The 16,188-nt window shown below is 51.5% G+C and carries 16 protein-coding genes; 10 read left to right on the top strand and 6 right to left on the bottom strand.

The features are described from left to right. Positions 1 to 14 precede the first annotated feature (14 nt). From I6N98_RS13855 to I6N98_RS13835, 5 genes are all read right to left on the bottom strand, one after another. On the bottom strand, positions 15 to 176 hold the full coding sequence (locus I6N98_RS13855; protein ID WP_198568942.1) for a rubredoxin: 162 nt from the start codon (positions 174 to 176) through the stop codon (positions 15 to 17). An 8-nt stretch (positions 177 to 184) separates the two neighbouring features. Continuing rightward, complete coding sequence (locus I6N98_RS13850; protein ID WP_198568941.1) at positions 185 to 352, bottom strand: rubredoxin; 168 nt, start codon at positions 350 to 352, stop codon at positions 185 to 187. Then, positions 345 to 1,520: an alkane 1-monooxygenase gene (locus I6N98_RS13845; RefSeq protein ID WP_198568940.1), complete on the bottom strand. Its 1,176-nt coding sequence runs from the start codon at positions 1,518 to 1,520 to the stop codon at positions 345 to 347. The genes I6N98_RS13850 and I6N98_RS13845 overlap by 8 nt, the downstream gene beginning before the upstream one ends. 272 nt (positions 1,521 to 1,792) lie before the next feature. Continuing rightward, positions 1,793 to 2,002: a twin-arginine translocase TatA/TatE family subunit gene (gene tatA / locus I6N98_RS13840; protein ID WP_198568939.1), complete on the bottom strand. Its 210-nt coding sequence runs from the start codon at positions 2,000 to 2,002 to the stop codon at positions 1,793 to 1,795. 84 nt (positions 2,003 to 2,086) lie between these two features. Beyond that, positions 2,087 to 2,536 carry a hypothetical protein gene (locus I6N98_RS13835; protein ID WP_198568938.1) on the bottom strand — a complete coding sequence of 150 codons (450 nt, stop codon included), beginning with the start codon at positions 2,534 to 2,536 and terminating at the stop codon, positions 2,087 to 2,089. A 330-nt stretch (positions 2,537 to 2,866) separates the two neighbouring features. Between I6N98_RS13835 and I6N98_RS13830 the strand changes: the two genes are divergently transcribed. The 6 genes from I6N98_RS13830 to I6N98_RS13805 all read left to right on the top strand — a co-directional run bounded on the left by I6N98_RS13830 (position 2,867) and on the right by I6N98_RS13805 (position 8,853). After that, a complete protein-coding gene (locus I6N98_RS13830) occupies positions 2,867 to 3,292 on the top strand; it encodes an Rrf2 family transcriptional regulator (protein ID WP_198568937.1) in 426 nt (141 codons plus the stop codon). A gap of 133 nt (positions 3,293 to 3,425) precedes the next feature. Then, the gene (locus tag I6N98_RS13825; RefSeq protein WP_198568936.1) at positions 3,426 to 4,190 is read left to right on the top strand and encodes a nuclear transport factor 2 family protein; all 765 of its coding nucleotides are present in this window, start codon (positions 3,426 to 3,428) and stop codon (positions 4,188 to 4,190) included. A 196-nt stretch (positions 4,191 to 4,386) separates the two neighbouring features. Beyond that, complete coding sequence (gene paaK, locus I6N98_RS13820; RefSeq protein WP_198568935.1) at positions 4,387 to 5,697, top strand: phenylacetate--CoA ligase PaaK; 1,311 nt, start codon at positions 4,387 to 4,389, stop codon at positions 5,695 to 5,697. A 5-nt stretch (positions 5,698 to 5,702) separates the two neighbouring features. Beyond that, positions 5,703 to 6,920, top strand: coding sequence for a thiolase family protein (locus I6N98_RS13815; protein WP_198568934.1), 1,218 nt, complete (start codon positions 5,703 to 5,705; stop codon positions 6,918 to 6,920). 13 nt (positions 6,921 to 6,933) lie between these two features. Beyond that, the gene (locus tag I6N98_RS13810) at positions 6,934 to 7,248 is read left to right on the top strand and encodes an EthD family reductase (protein WP_198568933.1); all 315 of its coding nucleotides are present in this window, start codon (positions 6,934 to 6,936) and stop codon (positions 7,246 to 7,248) included. 123 nt (positions 7,249 to 7,371) lie between these two features. Next, on the top strand, positions 7,372 to 8,853 hold the full coding sequence (locus I6N98_RS13805; RefSeq protein WP_232787344.1) for an aldehyde dehydrogenase family protein: 1,482 nt from the start codon (positions 7,372 to 7,374) through the stop codon (positions 8,851 to 8,853). Between the two features lie 34 nt (positions 8,854 to 8,887). On the opposite strand, the gene I6N98_RS13800 is transcribed toward I6N98_RS13805, so the two are convergent. Beyond that, positions 8,888 to 10,050 (bottom strand): IS3 family transposase gene (locus I6N98_RS13800; RefSeq protein ID WP_420496970.1). Its coding sequence is split into 2 segments (ribosomal slippage): positions 8,888 to 9,792 and positions 9,792 to 10,050, totalling 1,164 coding nucleotides; the frame shifts between segments, so codons are not numbered across the junction. 564 nt (positions 10,051 to 10,614) lie between these two features. Here I6N98_RS13800 and styC point away from each other — a divergent pair. The 4 genes from styC to I6N98_RS13780 all read left to right on the top strand — a co-directional run bounded on the left by styC (position 10,615) and on the right by I6N98_RS13780 (position 16,122). After that, positions 10,615 to 11,103 carry a styrene-oxide isomerase StyC gene (gene styC / locus I6N98_RS13795; protein WP_198568931.1) on the top strand — a complete coding sequence of 163 codons (489 nt, stop codon included), beginning with the start codon at positions 10,615 to 10,617 and terminating at the stop codon, positions 11,101 to 11,103. Positions 11,104 to 11,214: 111 nt separating this feature from the next. After that, a complete protein-coding gene (locus I6N98_RS13790; protein ID WP_198568930.1) occupies positions 11,215 to 12,201 on the top strand; it encodes a helix-turn-helix domain-containing protein in 987 nt (328 codons plus the stop codon). A gap of 252 nt (positions 12,202 to 12,453) precedes the next feature. Then, a complete protein-coding gene (locus I6N98_RS13785; protein WP_198568929.1) occupies positions 12,454 to 13,482 on the top strand; it encodes an MDR family NADP-dependent oxidoreductase in 1,029 nt (342 codons plus the stop codon). A gap of 150 nt (positions 13,483 to 13,632) precedes the next feature. Continuing rightward, a complete protein-coding gene (locus tag I6N98_RS13780) occupies positions 13,633 to 16,122 on the top strand; it encodes an efflux RND transporter permease subunit (protein ID WP_198568928.1) in 2,490 nt (829 codons plus the stop codon). The last annotated feature ends 66 nt before the right edge of the window (positions 16,123 to 16,188 follow it).

The raw sequence follows: 16,188 nt of genomic DNA, 5'->3' as shown, positions 1-16,188 counted from the left end.
TGTTATTCCAATAGTTATTCTAGTAATTCAAAATCAGATTTCGGGCAACTACAGTCGTAGCAGGTCCAATCGTCGGGAATATCCTCCCACTTTGTGCCTGGAGGTATGCCGTCGTCAGGAAGTCCCTCGTCTTCGTCGTATACAAATCCGCAAACGATGCATTCGTATTTCGCCATGAGACCCCTCAGTCAGCTATTTTGATAAAGTCCGGTTTGTCTCTCACTGAGCAGTCGGGGCATGACCACTCTTCTGGTATGTCCTGCCATTTTGTACCGGCAGGAAATCCCTCGAAGTCGTTTCCCTTTGTCTCGTCGTAGGTATACTCGCAGCCCGGGCACTGATATTTAGCCATTTCCATTACCCCCATACTGCTCAATGAGTTTCGCGCGTTTACTTGGGTCAAGGTTGGCTTTAGTGATGTCGCCGTCATAGACGCTAAGTACTTTTGGATCCATGATTTTCCGCCATAGAGGCGTGAAATAGGCCAAGGTGAAACATCCTGCGTAACCTGTCGGTAATTCTGGAGCATTGTCGCTGCGCAACACTTGATAACGACGCGTAGGCCGGGCGTGGTGATCCGAGTGTCTTTGAAGGTGATAGGTAACTAGGTTGGAGACGATGAAGTCGGCATTCCAGGAGTGTTCCGGGCGCGTTCTCTCGTATCGACCATCGGCTTGTTTTTGGCGCAGCAAGCCATAGTGCTCGATGTAGTTTGATGTGGAGAGAAACTGCCAGCCCCAGAGGGTGGAAATCACAATGAAGGGAATGAGGATTGGCCCCCAGCTGTAAAGTGCGTAGCCATAAAGAATTGCCGTTATAAAGAATGACTGCAGTATCTGGTTGTCTGGGCTTAGGCTAGATTTTCCTTTGCGTTCAAGCCGCACCGCTTCGTCATGGAAGGCGCGGATGAATGCGCCGGGGATTTCCCGGAGTACAAAATGATACAAGGACTCGCCCAATCTGGCAGACGCGGGGTCGTCCGGTGTGGCTACGTCTTTGTGGTGACCGCGATTGTGCTCGGCTGAGAAGTGTCCATAAGCAGGCACAGCGAGCACCCATTTTGCTAGGTTTTTTTCCAGCCGATTGTTCTTGTGCCCCAGCTCGTGTCCAACGACTAAAGCAAGGCCGTTGGTCAGGGCTACGCCCAGCGTAATGCCAATATAGTCGACGATTCCCGCCGATTGAGTAGCTATCCACCATGCTGCGTAAAGCCAAGTAAAAAAGAACAATGGCACAGATAGAAAAACCAGCCATTTATAATAGTTATCGGACTCGATTTTAGGGGCCAGGTCATCGCTATAATTAGCGTCGTCCCTACCAAAAATAAAATCACCGAGAGGGACAAAGAAATACCAGAGTATTGGAGTGAACCAAGCAAACCAGGCACTGCCGGTCGACTCATAGAGTTTTATACCCACTACCGGTGATACAGCAATAAATAGCGGGAGCCACCAAAGGTAGCGCTTGGAATCCTTAGTATTTAAGCGGGATGTGGAAATCGAAGGGTTTGATTCAGTCATAGTTATTACCGTCTTATTCGACAAGAAAGCAGCCAATTCAAAATAGATGGTAAGAGCTTGGTTGCTCGCCCTCTATCCCGATAGCGAACGCCGTATCACAATCGCGAAATATTTAATGGACCAACCAATGCTGGGCGAAATAGTAATGAGCTAGGCGTCTAGTGAAGAGGTGGCGAGTTAAGCTATATCCCGGTGACTGGTCGGAAGACAGATCTGGTAAAGATACATTTAAAAAATAGGGAAAACGTTCCCGGACGGGAACGTCTAATATATCAATGTTTGGAGGTGTTGTCAGAGGCTTCAAGGGAGGCTGCTGGATTACTTATCTCATCCTGAGGGCTCCCATTCAGGCTCTTCTTAAAACCTTTGATTGCCGAACCCAGATCACTGCCAATGCTGCCTAGCCTTTTGGTGCCAAATAGCATGGCGACAATCGCCAGGATGATTAGAAGTTGCCAGATACTGATTCCGCCAAGTCCCACAACGTGACTCCTTTATTATTTCTGTAGCTATGGGTAGGCAGGGAAGCTGCCTATACCCAACACATTGACATCTTTAGGCCCGCTCTATAGTTCTACCAGGTCTGGGATAATGGGCAGGGCGGGCAGCACCAGGAAGTCTGTAGAGGCGCCGGGCAGCAGCGAACTCAGGTCCAGCAGGCTGGTCAAGTCGGTCGTAAGCAGGGCTTGAATGCCTGACTGATCGCTTGGTGGGTTCAGCAGTATGGGAAGCGCTACAGCAGTGAGTTGTGTACCAATCGGCACAACACCGCCAACGACAGTGCCTAGAACTGGGACATTGTTAGAAAGCGGAATAATCGCTTGCAACAACTGGCTATTGGCTGCAGCAACAGTGCCTAATAGTGAATCTAATCCCGGAATTGCTGGCAGCGATCCTGACAGTTGGTTGAATTGAATCAGCAAGCCGGCCAGACCAGGTGTTTGCGCGTGGCTAATGTTGGCGCTAAAGCACAGAGCCAGAGCGGCAGCAAAAATCTTAACTTTTTTAAATACCATGTTTTTATCCTCAAAAGCGATGCCTTTATATGGTTTTGGTCAGTCTGTGCGCGCGTGTTAATTAGTGGCGTCACGACTAGCCATGTCTGTTAGTGACAAGTAAGGCCAAGCATCAACGATGCGCAACCTTGCTTGGCTAATTAACAGCCAAGCCTAAATGTAGCACAAAAAAATACATAACAATACAAATGTGTATCAAGAAATATGTGAGGGAGTTGGCGTTTTATTAACTGTTCCGCAGGTGATCGCTGCAGCCATTTAAGTCTGTAGGTGTGTTGACGTTTGTTTTATATGTAACTATAATTAGTACATATTGAATTGAGGTACACAGTGAGTAACACTCGGTTTTCAGTAGCGGTACACGTTCTTACCGTGCTCCATCTCCACGACGGGGAGCCGGTGTCGTCCTCGGTATTGGCAGGGAGTGTCGGCACCAATCCGGTTGTTATTCGAAAATTGTTGGCAGCATTAACTCAGGCCTCCCTGGTCACCATTGATCGTGGTACTGCCGGCGGCGCAAGGTTGCTGCGCTCGGCATCAGCCATCTCCCTTGCCGATGTTCTGGATGCGGTAAGTGAGGTCGACGATATGTTAAAGATCCATACTTCGCCCAATCCGGCGTGTCCGGTGGGCCGAAGTATAGGGGGGATTCTGGACGTGATTTTGCAGGAGGGCTTTGATGCCTTCCGCGATGCGCTGGCTCGATATACTGTTGCGGATCTTGTGGGTTCTGTGCAGCAGCGTGAGCGCGCGTAAAAAAATTTGCCACAAAATGTAACATAAAAAGCTACATATTGATGGCATATAGGGGCAGTAAGTTTGGCTCGCAACCCGTGGGCCACGCTGTTCTGTTGATCGAAGGTGTTCTATTGGTTAAAGGAGATGTCGTATGACGACTAAGCGTGAGGAGCAGGTAGTAAATCTGCTAAAGGCGATAGAGACAAAGGATATAGAGGCTTTGTCGGTTATTGATTCCCAGACATACACCCAGCACAACTTGATGGTTGCCGATGGACCGGGAGGATTTAAGGAGTTTATACAGTCTTTGCCTAATGGCTTTGCAAGCGTGTCGACAAAACGAGTATTTGAAGATGGCGACTATGTTGTTGCTCACAGTGAGATTGAAATCGGCGTGCCGCGGGCTGTTTTCGATATCTTCCGGTTCGAAGGCGACAAAATTGTAGAGCACTGGGACGCGGCCCAGGAATTGGCACCGCCCAATCCCAGTGGTCGTACGCTGCTGGATGGTCAGGAGAATATAAGTGGCGATGACGCCAGCCTAGAGGATAACAAGCGTATTGCTAAGGGCTTTGTCGAAAATGTGTTGATGGCCGGCGATTTATCGAAGGCTGGAGACTACATTGGCGACAAATATCTCCAGCATCACCCTTTGGTTCGCGACGGTCTAGGTGGCTTGATCGAGGCATTCACACAGTGGCAAGCCGAGGGTATTGAGGTGAAATACGGCACGATTCATAAAGTGCTGGGTAAAGGCGATTTTGTCTTGATAGTGACTGAGGGTGTATTTAACGGTGACGAAGTCGCTTTCTATGATATGTTTCGGCTTGAGGGCGGTGGCATTGTCGAGCATTGGGATGTCGTCGAGGCGGTGCTGCCGCGAGATCAGTGGCAAAACTCCAATGGCAAGTTTTGATCGTGCTAAAGCGATTAGAATCAAAACCTTAGCCGTAATTTAATCAATTTTAGCGCGGTTCTACGTGAGCAATGCCTTCACGTACGCCGCGCGTTTTGTCGCCTTCTTTTGCACCCATTGATTTACCCGCTGCACGCGATGCGACGTGTGGTTGCTTGAAATCATGCAAAGTTCCTTCAAAAAAGGAGGAACATGTATGTCTATTGGAGCCCAAGCCGCAAAGGCGCTGGTGGAGCCGATTGAAACTGCCGAGCGAGAAGAGTTGGCTGCATTGCAGTTGCAGCGCTTAAAGCAGACTTTGGAGCGGGCTTACAACAATGTGCCGTTCTACAAGCAAAAGTTTGATGAAGCCGGTGTCTCGCCCAGTGACCTGAATTCACTGTCTGACCTGAGTAAATTCCCGTTCCTCGTAAAGCAGGATTTACGGGACAACTATCCCTTTGGTCTGTTTGCCGTGCCGCGTGAAGAAGTGGCGCGTATTCATGCCTCCAGTGGTACCACGGGTAAGCCCACGGTCGTTGGCTACACCAAAAACGACATCAATAACTGGGCGGATTTGGTGGCGCGCAGTATTCGCGCTGCTGGTGGCAAACCCGGCGATATTATCCACATAGCCTACGGTTACGGCCTGTTCACTGGCGGTCTCGGTGCACACTACGGTGCCGAGCGGCTGGGTTGTACGGTTGTCCCTATGTCCGGTGGTCAGACTGAAAAGCAAGTGCAGCTTATTCAAGACTTTAAGCCCCGCATCATCATGGTGACGCCGTCTTACATGCTCAATCTGATCGAGGAATTTGAGCGTCAGGGCATTGATCCCAAGACCACCAGTCTGGAAATCGGTATCTTCGGTGCCGAGCCCTGGACCAATGCAATGCGCCAAGAAATTGAGGAGCGGGCAGGTATCGATGCAGTTGACATCTATGGTCTGTCTGAAGTCATGGGGCCCGGCGTAGCCAGTGAGTGTGTCGAGACCAAAGATGGCCCGGTCATCTGGGAAGATCATTTCTATCCGGAGATTATCGACCCTGCAACCGGTGAGGTATTGCCCGATGGTGAGGAGGGGGAGCTGGTATTTACCTCTTTGACCAAAGAGGCTTTCCCGGTTATCCGTTACCGCACTCGGGACTTAACCAAGTTGCTGGAGCCCACGGCTCGCGGTATGCGTCGTATCGGCAAGATCACAGGCCGCTCTGACGATATGCTTATTATCCGCGGAGTCAATGTTTTTCCCACGCAAATTGAAGAGCTGCTGTTGCAGGTCCCCGAGCTGGCGCCCATCTATCTCATTGAGGTCAGCAAAGACGGTAACCTCGATATGGTCACGGTGTCGGTTGAGCTAAACCCTGAGTCTAGTGAGCTCGACGAGTCTGGGAAGGATGAGGTGATGGCTCGCTTAAAGCATCTGGTCAAGACTTATGTGGGGATATCCATAAAGGTCAAGCTGGTCGGCGGTGAAGGTCTTGCGCGCTCCGAAGGCAAAGCTAAGCGCGTCCACGACTACCGATAACTCATATGAATTCGGCTTACATATGTGGGGCCGTACGAACACCTTTTGCTAATGTAAATAGCTATTTTCATAGCTTATCCATGGCCAGCCTGGCGGCGCTACCTTTGCGGGATATGACGAGGAGGAACGCGTCGCTGGATTGGGGCAGCGTAGACGGTTTGTACATCGGTTCCAACAATAAAAAATTCTCGGCCGTTCCCGAATTCGGGAAGTTTGTCACCGAATACCTGTCTGGTACGGCCATTAAAGCCACAGTGCCGGCCAAGTCGTTGAATTTTTCCTATTGCTCTGGCCTGGCGGCTGTTGGTCAGGCATACCTCGATATAGCCGCGGGCCTGCGCCGATTTACAGTAGTCGGAGGGGTTGGTGGCGCAGCGGGTGTTGATTCATCGCTAATATCCGGTGCTGGCACGGGGTCTGAGGCCGAGAGTGTCAAGAAAATACCCGTGCATCCTGATGTGCGAAACGGCGGTTACTTTGTTGTCAATATGACCGAGAAAGTTGATCGTCGCGCGCGGTTGAGCCGGCGTTATGAGATTTCCAACGATACTCGAGACGCCTATACGCTGTCGGCGATAGAAAAGGCCTTGGATGCGCGTCGTCGCGGATTTTTTGACCGTGAGTGCATGGTGTACAAGTCCGGTGACTCTTCTTCAGGTCACTATTTTAGTGATGATGAGCTGGAAATCGCTGTCAGACAGGCCAGCCAGCCATTGGCTCCAGTATCGGATCAAGATCGCGTCAATATTGGCGTGGGGCAGGGGTTCTCGTTAGCAGCGGAAGGCGCCTGCTGCCTGTTGTTGGCCTCTGATTCCGCTATCCAGGCTGTGCGTTTGCGGCCCCGCGTAAAGATCATTGCTCATGCCACTACCGAGACTCCTGTCGATAGTGATCGCCCCTATTGCCTGGACGCCATCACAGCGGTGTTCGCGGCGAGTGGTTTATCCAGTGCCGATATGGACTTATTTGAAGTTAACGAGGTTTGCGCAGTTGAGGCGCTTTGCATCATGCGGGAGCTGGACTTGCCATTGGCATCGCCAAAATTCAACGCCAATGGGGGGGATTTGACGATAGGTGAGGCCGCCGGCGCCTCATCGGCCCGCCTGGTGGTCACTGCTCTTAATCGTTTGCACACAACGCAGGGGCGATATGCCTTGTGTGCTGCGTCGTCAGAGAATGGTCAGGGCGTGGCCATAATCTTGGAAAAAATCACAGAAAGCTAGTTGAGGTATACCAATGATAAAGGTCAGTATTACTTACAAAAACAAGGAAGGCGGCAAGTTTGATCACCAATACTACGCCGAGCAGCACCTGCCGATGATCAAGAGTCTGCTGGGTGAGGCGTGTTTAAAGTATGAGATTGATAAAGGGGTTAGCGGTCCGGCGCCAGGCAGTGAGCCTGGGGTAATTGCTGCCTGCCATATTTATTCGCCGAGTCAGCAGGCCTTTATGACGGCTTTTTCGTCTGTGCAGAAGGAGATTCTGGCCGATGTAAAAAACTATACTGATATCTCTCCGGCGATGCAGATCAATGAGGTTGTTCAAGGGTAGGGCGGCAAAGCCTTTGCACGGATTATCATCGTAAGTGCACTCGCTAGAAAGTTGCCCCTCTGAAATTGCGGTGAAATGTCCACTGTCACAATCGTACGCTAATAATAATGCGGAGATTTAGCTGTGGGTATAGAACAAACTGGAATTTCAAGCCTCCCGAAAGCCATGTGCCACTTCATCAATGGCGCAGATGTGGAGTCGGTGGATGGCGGTCGACGTGAGTTGATCAACCCGGTCGATGAGACCGTGCTGGCCTCGTATTCTTTCGGTGGTGCAGAAGATGTTAATGCTGCCGTCGCGGCGGCGCGATTGCAGTTCGATCAAGGCGAGTGGTCAGCCCTGAGCGGTTACGATCGCGGTTGTCTGCTGAACAAGTTGGCGGACCTTGTAGAGCGTGATGCCGACCTGCTGGCGGATATGGATGCGGCATGTATCGGTCGTGTGCCAATGGAGCCGCGCATTCTGGATCTGCCTAATGCCATACAAACTATCCGGACTTCAGCGGGTTGGGCAGATAAGCTAGAGGGTCGAACGATCCCAACCCCCGGATACCTGGGGCGCCCGACCTTGTCTTACACCGTCCACGAGGCGGTAGGTGTTGTCGGTGCTATCGTACCCTGGAACACGCCTTTCATGATTACCTGCTGGAAGGTGGCGCCTCTGTTGGCCGCGGGTTGTACCGTTGTCATCAAGCCCTCTGAAGAGACGCCTATGTCGGCCCTGCACTTGGCGAAGCTCGCCAAAGAAGCGGGGTTCCCTGATGGTGTTGTAAATGTCGTTACTGGGTCTGGGTCAACGATTGGCTCTGCGCTGGTGCGTCATCCCGATGTCGACAAAATTACCTTCACAGGCAGTCCAGCTGTGGGGCAGCAGATCCAGCGTGAAGCGGTTGAAGACTTTAAGCGGGTGTCCCTGGAGTTAGGCGGCAAGAGCCCGCAAGTCGTGTACTCCGATGCTAATCTCGACGAGGCTGTTGCCGGATGTGCAATGGGTATCTTCTTCAACCAAGGGCAGATTTGTGCGGCGGGCTCGAGAATTCTCGTGCACGAAGATATCGCCGAGGAGTTTTCGGCGCGACTGGCTGAAGTCGCCAAGAGCATTGTGGTGGGTAACCCGGGCGATGACGGTGTACAGATGGGGCCGGTGGCGAAGAAAGTACAGCTGGATCGGGTTAACAACTACATTCGCATAGGCGTTGAGTCTGGCGCCAAGCTGTTGGCGGGTGGCGAGAGCACTTATGAACAAGGCTGGTTTGTTAAGCCAACCGTATTTGGTGGTGCCACAAACGACATGGTGATCGCCCAGGAAGAGATTTTTGGGCCTGTGGCCACCATTATCTCTTTCAAGGACGAGGATGAGGCCGTTGAGGTCGCCAACGGTACTGTCTACGGCCTAGGTGCCACGATTTGGACCAGTGATGTTAAGCGGGCTCACCGCCTGGCCAAGCGAGTGAGAGCCGGCGCTGTGGGTGTGAATTGCTGGGCACCCATTGATGCTCGCTTGCCCTGGGGTGGCGTGAAGCAAAGTGGTATCGGCCGAGAGTGCGGATTGGCCGGTGTGCTGGCCTACACCGAGGAGAAGGTCGTTACCGTCGTTACTGATTAAGCTATGATCCTGCCCGCCAACAGTGGACACGTTATTAAGCGACGTTTTTTGCCTCAAATGCTTCTGGGCTAATAAAGCCGTTGGCACTGTGTCGGCGGGTTCGATTGTAATCCACTTCGATGTACTCGAATACGGTTTGCCGCATCTCCTCGCGCGTGGCGAATCGCTCACCGTGAATGGCCTCCACTTTTAGAGAGTGGAAAAAGCTCTCGGCGCAGGCATTGTCGTAACAGTTACCCTTCGCACTCATGCTGCACAGCAAGCCGCGTTCCTTGATTAGCTGCTGATAGGAGCCGGAACAGTACTGGCTGCCGCGATCTGAGTGAACAATAACTCCGGTTGGCATGCGGCGTCGCCACAGGGCCATCTGTAGCGCATCACAAACCAACTGCGCAGTCATTCGCTCCGACATGGCCCAGCCCACAACCAGCCGCGAGTACAGGTCGATTACGACTGCCAGGTATAACCAGCCCTCTCCAGTCCAAAGGTACGTGATGTCGCCCACGTACTTCTGATTCGGCGCGGTGGCCGTAAAGTCCTGTTGCAACAAATTGGGCGCTACCGGCAGGTTATGCCGGGAGTTTGTGGTCGCCTTGAACTTCTTCGCTGCCTTGGCCCGTAATCCCTGTCGCCGCATGCTGTCAGCGATGGTTTTCCGATCGTGGTAGTGCCCCGCATCTGCAAGATCGTGAACTAACCTGGGTGATCCTGAGCGACCTTTGCGAGCGTCAAACGCCTCATTGACGGCTTTATCGAGTTGTTCCCGGCGACGCCGCCGGGGCGAAGGATGGTTCTCTCGATGGCGCCAGGCATAGAACCCGCTACGGGAGACCTGGAGTACCCGGCACATTGCCGAAATCCCAAAAATGCCCTGATGTTCACCCATAAACACATACTTCACTTCAGGCTCTTGGCGAAGTATGTGGCCGCCTTTTTTACGATGGCTAGCTCCTCTTCCTGCTCAGCCAATCGGCGTTTCAGCCGCGCAATCTCTGCTGCCTGACTCTGCTCCAGATCGCTTTGATCTCGCTTTGTCCTGGCCCTTGATCTCCAGCCATAGAGCTGCGAACTGTGGAGCCCGAGTTCCTGCGCTGCTTTGGAGATGCCGACCTTCTCGGCCAAGGCCAGTGCTTCCGCCCGAAACTCCGGCGAGTGCTGTCTGCGGCTCTTCTTCTTGGTTCCTGTCTTGCTTGTCATAGTTCACCTCTGTCGCGTAGTTTACTCGCTTAACAGGGTGTCCATCAGTGGCGGGCAGGATCACTATTCCCGTTTGCCGCCAGTTCGAACAACCCCAGCGCACGCGTCTGGCGGCTTTTTTCCCCTTCCTCTCCCCTGGTCGCTGCGCTTGTTTATGCAGTTCCGTTTTGTGGCAATTCTAGCGCCACTGTACTCCTAAGTCCTTGACCTAAAGCTCTTTATTGATTTTTGTGAGTCGCTGCCCGCTCAATTCGATACCGTGCGTGAGGCGTGTTTGTAATGAGTGAATGCAGACTTGATGAGTCGCGAAAATTGCTAGAAAGACCTTTTTTGACCTTGTTTTGCATAAACAAGGTGTTTTTATACTAATTAAGAATACTAAAATGATACAGAAAAAAACCTTTACACTAATATAATGAATTGTGTTATGGTTTTTACCATGTGTTAGTAGCTTACTAGGTGAGTCTGTTTGACCCCTGTTCAGCCGGCAGGCGTCGGCTGCTATAAGCGGTAACCATGATGCTGATTAAACCATAAATCGAATAAATGAGTGGGGAGAAAATAATGCCACAATCGTTTCAGGTAAAAATGCTAGGGCACGGGGCTTTGATGATGTGCTCGGCCTTGTTGTTTGGTGTGTTTTACTGGATGAGTATAGTCGGGGGCTTCGAGATTATCCCGGGATACATTCTCGAGTTTGATATGCCTGGAACGCCTGAAGGCTGGAAGAAGGCGCACTCGGGGCCGATGCTCAACGGTATGATGGTGATCGCCATTGCTGTCGTTTTGCCTCACCTGGATTTTGCAGCAAAGAAAGCCAAGCTGTTAGGTGCTATCATCATTCTCGACGGTTGGTCGAATGTGGGCTTCTACTTCTTCGGTAACCTCAGTGATAACAGAGCGTTGGCCTTCGCGGACAGCCATCTTGGTGAAGGTGGTGTCTTCAGCTTCTTGGGTCTGGCTCCTGCTTACCTGTTTGGTGTGCTGGCATTGTGGGCGCTTGCTGTTATCGGCTTGGCTGCTCTAAAGCAGGCTAGGCAGAAAGCGGCATAAAGCACGATAAGTAATAAGGCCGGTCTCAGTGTGGTGGGGCCGGCTGAGTAAGAAAGTAATAGTTAGTTGACGACACTTAAAATATCCTAATAAATATCAAAAAGGTGTGTTATGAATGTCCCGAAGAATCAGCTTGCAGCTGAAAGCGCTATCTCTACATTAGGCTGGCAGCCCACCGTTGTCAGAAGCGTAAGTTGTTTTAAAGAGTGGAAAGATTTCGTTCGTGACAACTTTCCGTGGCTGGAATTCAAGAACGGTAGCTCTCGAGATTTCTCTGCAGAAATATCAGCTCAAGAAGTCGGTTCATCAAGCCTCAGCCTTATCAAAGCACCTGCAGGACACGTAAAGAGAACTCGCCATTTGTCAGAGCTCACCGACGATGGCCTGATTAAAATAATGTGGCAGCTCAATGGCAGTTTAAGACTGGAGCAGGATAAGAACAGTTGTATCCTGAGCCCTGGTCAGGCATCGGTTTGCGACAGTGCGCGACCTTACAAGATTGAGATGTCAGAAGGTGCCAAGTTCGCAGTGCTTATGTTGCCGCACAGCTATTGTGCAGGCTGGGAGCATATCTCCGAATCTATCTGTGGCACTACTCTCTACAAGGGGGCTTCCTCCCGCTCAGTGTTGGGCACTCTGATGGCGCTTACTGCTGCCAACCGAGAGGACGAGGAAGAGGATGTGGCAACGGTTTTGGATGCTGTGCAGGTAATGATTACAAAGCTCCTGTATCGATCCGCCGAGCAAATCGGTGTGAAATCCTTTGAAGATCCCCGTTTGAATAAAGCCAGAGATCATATCATCCGCAACCTGTCTAACAGTGATTTCGGCCCTGATGAATTGGCTTCAGCTATGTGTATGTCTCGCCGTTCTCTGTATATGTTATTCGAAGAGATTGATACAACACCGGTTAAATTGATTAGAGAGATTAGGCTCGAAGCGGCCATGCGGACACTGCTCGACAATCAGCAAAAAAATAGAAAAATAACTGATATTGCGTTTGACTCAGGGTTTAGCGAATACGCGACATTCACGCGTCTATTTAAATCGCAGTTTGGTAAAACGCCAAGCGAATTCAGGATTGCTTCCTGTAAATAGTCGGTCGCTTTTTATGCTGGCTACGCTGCTGTATATTCACGCAGCCGGTGTTTTACTCCCCTTTTTTGCGGCTGATTTATTCTGGTAATTGTTAGGCAATGCCCTAACTGGATTCGCAATATTTTTAGCGATTTTCCCCCTTGTTGGGGATCTCCAATCCCGCACTAATTGTCACCCCAAATGCACAGCTAGCTACGTCGGTTTTTTGACCTAAGTGCATCCTTAGCAAAAAGCTAATAAGAGGTAAATGCTATGTCGATGCTTAATAGGTGTGTGGTGCTCAAGGAGCGGCCGCGTTTTCAAATTCCCACAGAGAAGTGTTTCAAGCTAGAGGAAGCAAGTATTAGAGAGCCAGGTGAGGGTGAGGTTCTAATACAAACTGTGTGGCTGGGAATGGACCCTTATCTTTTCTCCAAAGTAAAAAAAGTATCCGAGCAGGCAAAGCCAATTGATATTGGTGATGTTATGTATGGTGCGACAGTGGGTCGAATTATAGCCTCAAATTTAGAGGGTTATAACGAGGAAGAGTACGTTTACGGTCTGTGGGGGTGGAAGGATTACCACATCAGTACCGGTAAAGATATTCATAAGATTGACCCTGATGTGCCCTCGCCATCTTATATGCTTGGTTCTCTTGGCGCGGCCGGTTTTGGTGCTTACCTCGCAAATCGGAATGTCCTAAATATTAAGCCTGGAGATGCAGTTTTTTGCAGTGCCGCTGCCGGCGCGTTGGGTCAAATGATTGGCCAAATCGCCAAGCTGAAAGGTGGGCGTGTATTTGGGACTGCAGGCTCCGATGAAAAGTGCGAGCTTGCCGTTGCCTCGATGGGGTACTCCGACTGCTTCAAGCATACCGATAAGGATTTGGCAGCGAAAATAGGCCGATCCATTGATGGTGGTATCAACGCGATGGTGGTCTCTGCCGGTGGCTTCAGCTTCGATGCAGCGTTCCCCTATATGGCTATCAATGGTCGCATCGCGGTGTGTGGCTTGATGGCACTTTACTCAATGATGGAATTACCAGGTGGGCATGATCGCACCATGGCGGTGCTAAACGAGATACTGCTGAAACGACTCCGCGTAGAGGGGTCGCTGGTATTGGATTACTTGCACACCGATGTGCATCGGGAGTTTCTGCAGGAGATGACGGCATGGATAAAGTTGGGCGCCGTCAAGCCTGTGGAGCATGTAACGAAAGGTCTCGAGAATGCGCCTACCGCTCTGAGGGAGCTCTTCGAGGGGCGTAATATCGGTAAATCTATCGTTCGGGTCAGCGAATAGGGCCGGTGGTGCACATTATGTCACTCGATTTGCACAGTGGAATAGGCTCTTCGGGCGTCGGTGGTAGACACTCTGGGTATAAGCTGCCTTCTCCTTGGGTGACTGCAAGTGGTGTGTGGCGGATAAATAAACATACAAAGTAGTGCGGATATGGATAATTTACGTTTTAAAATTGCAAAGTGGGTGATGGCCAAGCGCGCGTATGTGGCGTTTACCTTTTTAATCATCACCATCTTCTTTGCGTTGGGTGTTCCCAAGGTCGATATCAGAACGATTTTTGCCGACCTATTGCCTGCGGATGATGCCTTTGTTCAGACTTTCAAAGATCACCCCAATTTTGGTAACCCCTTGACTGTAACCGTGATGGTCAAGCGGACTGATGGAGAGCTGATCTATAACGAAGACACGCTGCAAAAAGTTTGGGATCTCACTCGGGACATCGACTTAATCGAGGGCGTGGACCACGACCGGATTATTTCGATCACCACTGAAAAAGCCAATTACGCCGAAGCTACGTCAATGGGCGTGGAGATGCAGCCTCTGATGGGGGATCGCATTCCGGAAGGCGAGGCCGAGTTGCAGGATTTGCGCCGGCGCGTGGAGCGCTCGCCGATGGCGCGCACCTATCTTGTCTCCTCTGATGAGAAGGCCACTCTGATTCGCGCCGGTTTCCATGAGCACTTGTTGGACTACGGTCATGTGTTTGCTGAAGTGCGCAAGCTTGCCGAGGCCGCAAGTGATGGGGAGCACGCGATCCGTGTAGTGGGTCAACCTATCCTGACTGGTTGGATCTACCTGCTTCAGGAGCAGACTTATACCATCTTTGCGGTTACCGTTGGCTTGCTGCTGTTGGCGCTAGTGTTCTATATGCGCAACCTTGCGGGCATTGCCACGCCAATTATCTGTAGTATTGTCGCCGCTATTTGGGGCTTTGGTCTGGTGGGTTGGCTAGAATCCCCCATCGAGCCTCTGCTGATGGTGGTGCCGCTGCTGCTGATAGCGCGATCCTTCTCCCACTGCGTGCAATATACCGAGCGCTTCTATGAGGTCTTTCATGAGCTCAAAGACCGCAGGCTGGCCTCCGAGGCGACCCTGGCAGTGATGATGGCGCCCAGTGTGTTCGGTATTATCACCGATACCCTGGCTATCCTCTGTATCGGCGTCGCGCCCATTCCAGCGATGCAGCGCTTTGCTTTGTTCTGTGGCTTCTGGGCCTTCTTCCTCATTCCCACTGGCGTGATGCTGATCGCCGTACTGTTGTCTTACATGCCTACACCGAAAAATATCGACACCATAACTGGTGGCGATGTGAGTGATAAAGGCATTCACGGTATGCAAAAGAAGGTGTTGACCGCGGTGGGTGCCCTCATCACCGGCAACAAAAAGCGCACTCGGATGGTGGCAACCGTGGTGGCTGTCGTATCTGTTGTGGTGATTATTGTGTCGCGGCAGGTTGCCATCGGTAACCCGACTGAGGGTAGTAACCTGCTGTGGAACGATTCTGACTTTAACGTCGGTACCCGAGATGTTAACGATCACTTCCCTGGTGTTAACTCGTTGGAGATCATTCTGGAGTCTAAAGATCCGGATAACGTTCAGGCTCGCGCAGCTCGGAGCCGAGAAGCCTATGAGGTTTCCAAGGCCATTGTTCGAAGCGTTATGAGTGGTGAGAACCCGGCTAAGGCAACCCGCAGCTTCTCTGACTTCATGGAAGAAGGTTCGCGTCTATACTCCGGCGGTCATCCCGCGTGGCTGACGTTGGACCCCACAGACCGAGCGGTTAACGCGGCGGGTGTGGCAGTTGCCTTTGGGCAAAACCCGCTGAACTTCGCCGACGTGACCGACTTCCAGTTCCAGCACAGTGCCGTATCGCTGTTCTATCGGGACAACAAGCAGGAAACGATTGACAAGGCCCTGGCCGCAGCCCGTAAGGCTGTAGCAGAAGTTGGCGGCGATCACGATACCATCAATGTCCGCATGGCATCAGGTACCATCGCCCTGCAGGAAGCTCAGAACCAGGTGGTCAAACGCTACGAGTGGATCATGCTGGGGCTGGCCTGTGTAGCGATCTTTTTTATCGCTTCATTTGCTTACAAGTCATTTGTGGCGTCGATTGTTCTGCTTATCCCGGTTGTCTTGGCTAATTTCTATCTGACCGCGGCAATGCATTTGCTCGGTATTGGCTTGGATATCAACTCGGTCATGGTGGCGGTGCTCGGTGTTGGTGTGGGCATCGACTACGGTATCTACCTGCTATCCAGAATCTGTGAGGAATATGGTGCGCAGGGCGAAAACTGGGAGAAGGCGATTGTTGAAGCGCTGACCACTACCGGTAAGGCGATTATGTTTACCGCCTCGATTATGTTGGTGGGCATCCTGCCCTGGTACTTCCTGTCGGATCTCAAATTTATGGCAGACATGGGCCTGCTGCTGTCCTCGGTAATGTTGATCAACATGGTGCTGGCGCTGCTGGTGCTGCCGTTGATCGTCTATATCGTCAAGCCCAAGTTTGTCACACGTAACGACTTGATGGTCGGGGAAAGTATCGACCTCTCCTGGTACAACGAAGAAGAAGCTGCAGGCAACACTGAGCGGGGTGCTGTGAAGCAACAGCCTAGCCTTAATACGAGCAGCGTGTAGTTACTTAGGTTGGTAAGAAGAATCCGTCCGGCCGCAGGCGGCACATGTAATGTGGTCACTTTAAAG

This window comes from Spongiibacter nanhainus, assembly GCF_016132545.1.
Taxonomy (GTDB): domain Bacteria; phylum Pseudomonadota; class Gammaproteobacteria; order Pseudomonadales; family Spongiibacteraceae; genus Spongiibacter; species Spongiibacter nanhainus.
Note: the sequence above shows the minus strand (reverse complement) of the source record. Positions and strands in the feature narration are given on the sequence as shown.

What these genes read in the sequence shown, in the direction of transcription:
- I6N98_RS13855 (WP_198568942.1), bottom strand. Translation starts at nt 176, where the DNA reads ATGGCGAAATACGAATGCATCGTTTGCGGATTTGTATACGACGAAGAC.
- I6N98_RS13850 (WP_198568941.1), bottom strand. Translation starts at nt 352, where the DNA reads ATGGCTAAATATCAGTGCCCGGGCTGCGAGTATACCTACGACGAGACA.
- I6N98_RS13845 (WP_198568940.1), bottom strand. Translation starts at nt 1,520, where the DNA reads ATGACTGAATCAAACCCTTCGATTTCCACATCCCGCTTAAATACTAAG.
- I6N98_RS13835 (WP_198568938.1), bottom strand. Translation starts at nt 2,536, where the DNA reads ATGGTATTTAAAAAAGTTAAGATTTTTGCTGCCGCTCTGGCTCTGTGC.
- I6N98_RS13825 (WP_198568936.1), top strand. Translation starts at nt 3,426, where the DNA reads ATGACGACTAAGCGTGAGGAGCAGGTAGTAAATCTGCTAAAGGCGATA.
- paaK (WP_198568935.1), top strand. Translation starts at nt 4,387, where the DNA reads ATGTCTATTGGAGCCCAAGCCGCAAAGGCGCTGGTGGAGCCGATTGAA.
- I6N98_RS13815 (WP_198568934.1), top strand. Translation starts at nt 5,703, where the DNA reads ATGAATTCGGCTTACATATGTGGGGCCGTACGAACACCTTTTGCTAAT.
- I6N98_RS13810 (WP_198568933.1), top strand. Translation starts at nt 6,934, where the DNA reads ATGATAAAGGTCAGTATTACTTACAAAAACAAGGAAGGCGGCAAGTTT.
- styC (WP_198568931.1), top strand. Translation starts at nt 10,615, where the DNA reads ATGCCACAATCGTTTCAGGTAAAAATGCTAGGGCACGGGGCTTTGATG.
- I6N98_RS13790 (WP_198568930.1), top strand. Translation starts at nt 11,215, where the DNA reads ATGAATGTCCCGAAGAATCAGCTTGCAGCTGAAAGCGCTATCTCTACA.
- I6N98_RS13785 (WP_198568929.1), top strand. Translation starts at nt 12,454, where the DNA reads ATGTCGATGCTTAATAGGTGTGTGGTGCTCAAGGAGCGGCCGCGTTTT.
- I6N98_RS13780 (WP_198568928.1), top strand. Translation starts at nt 13,633, where the DNA reads ATGGATAATTTACGTTTTAAAATTGCAAAGTGGGTGATGGCCAAGCGC.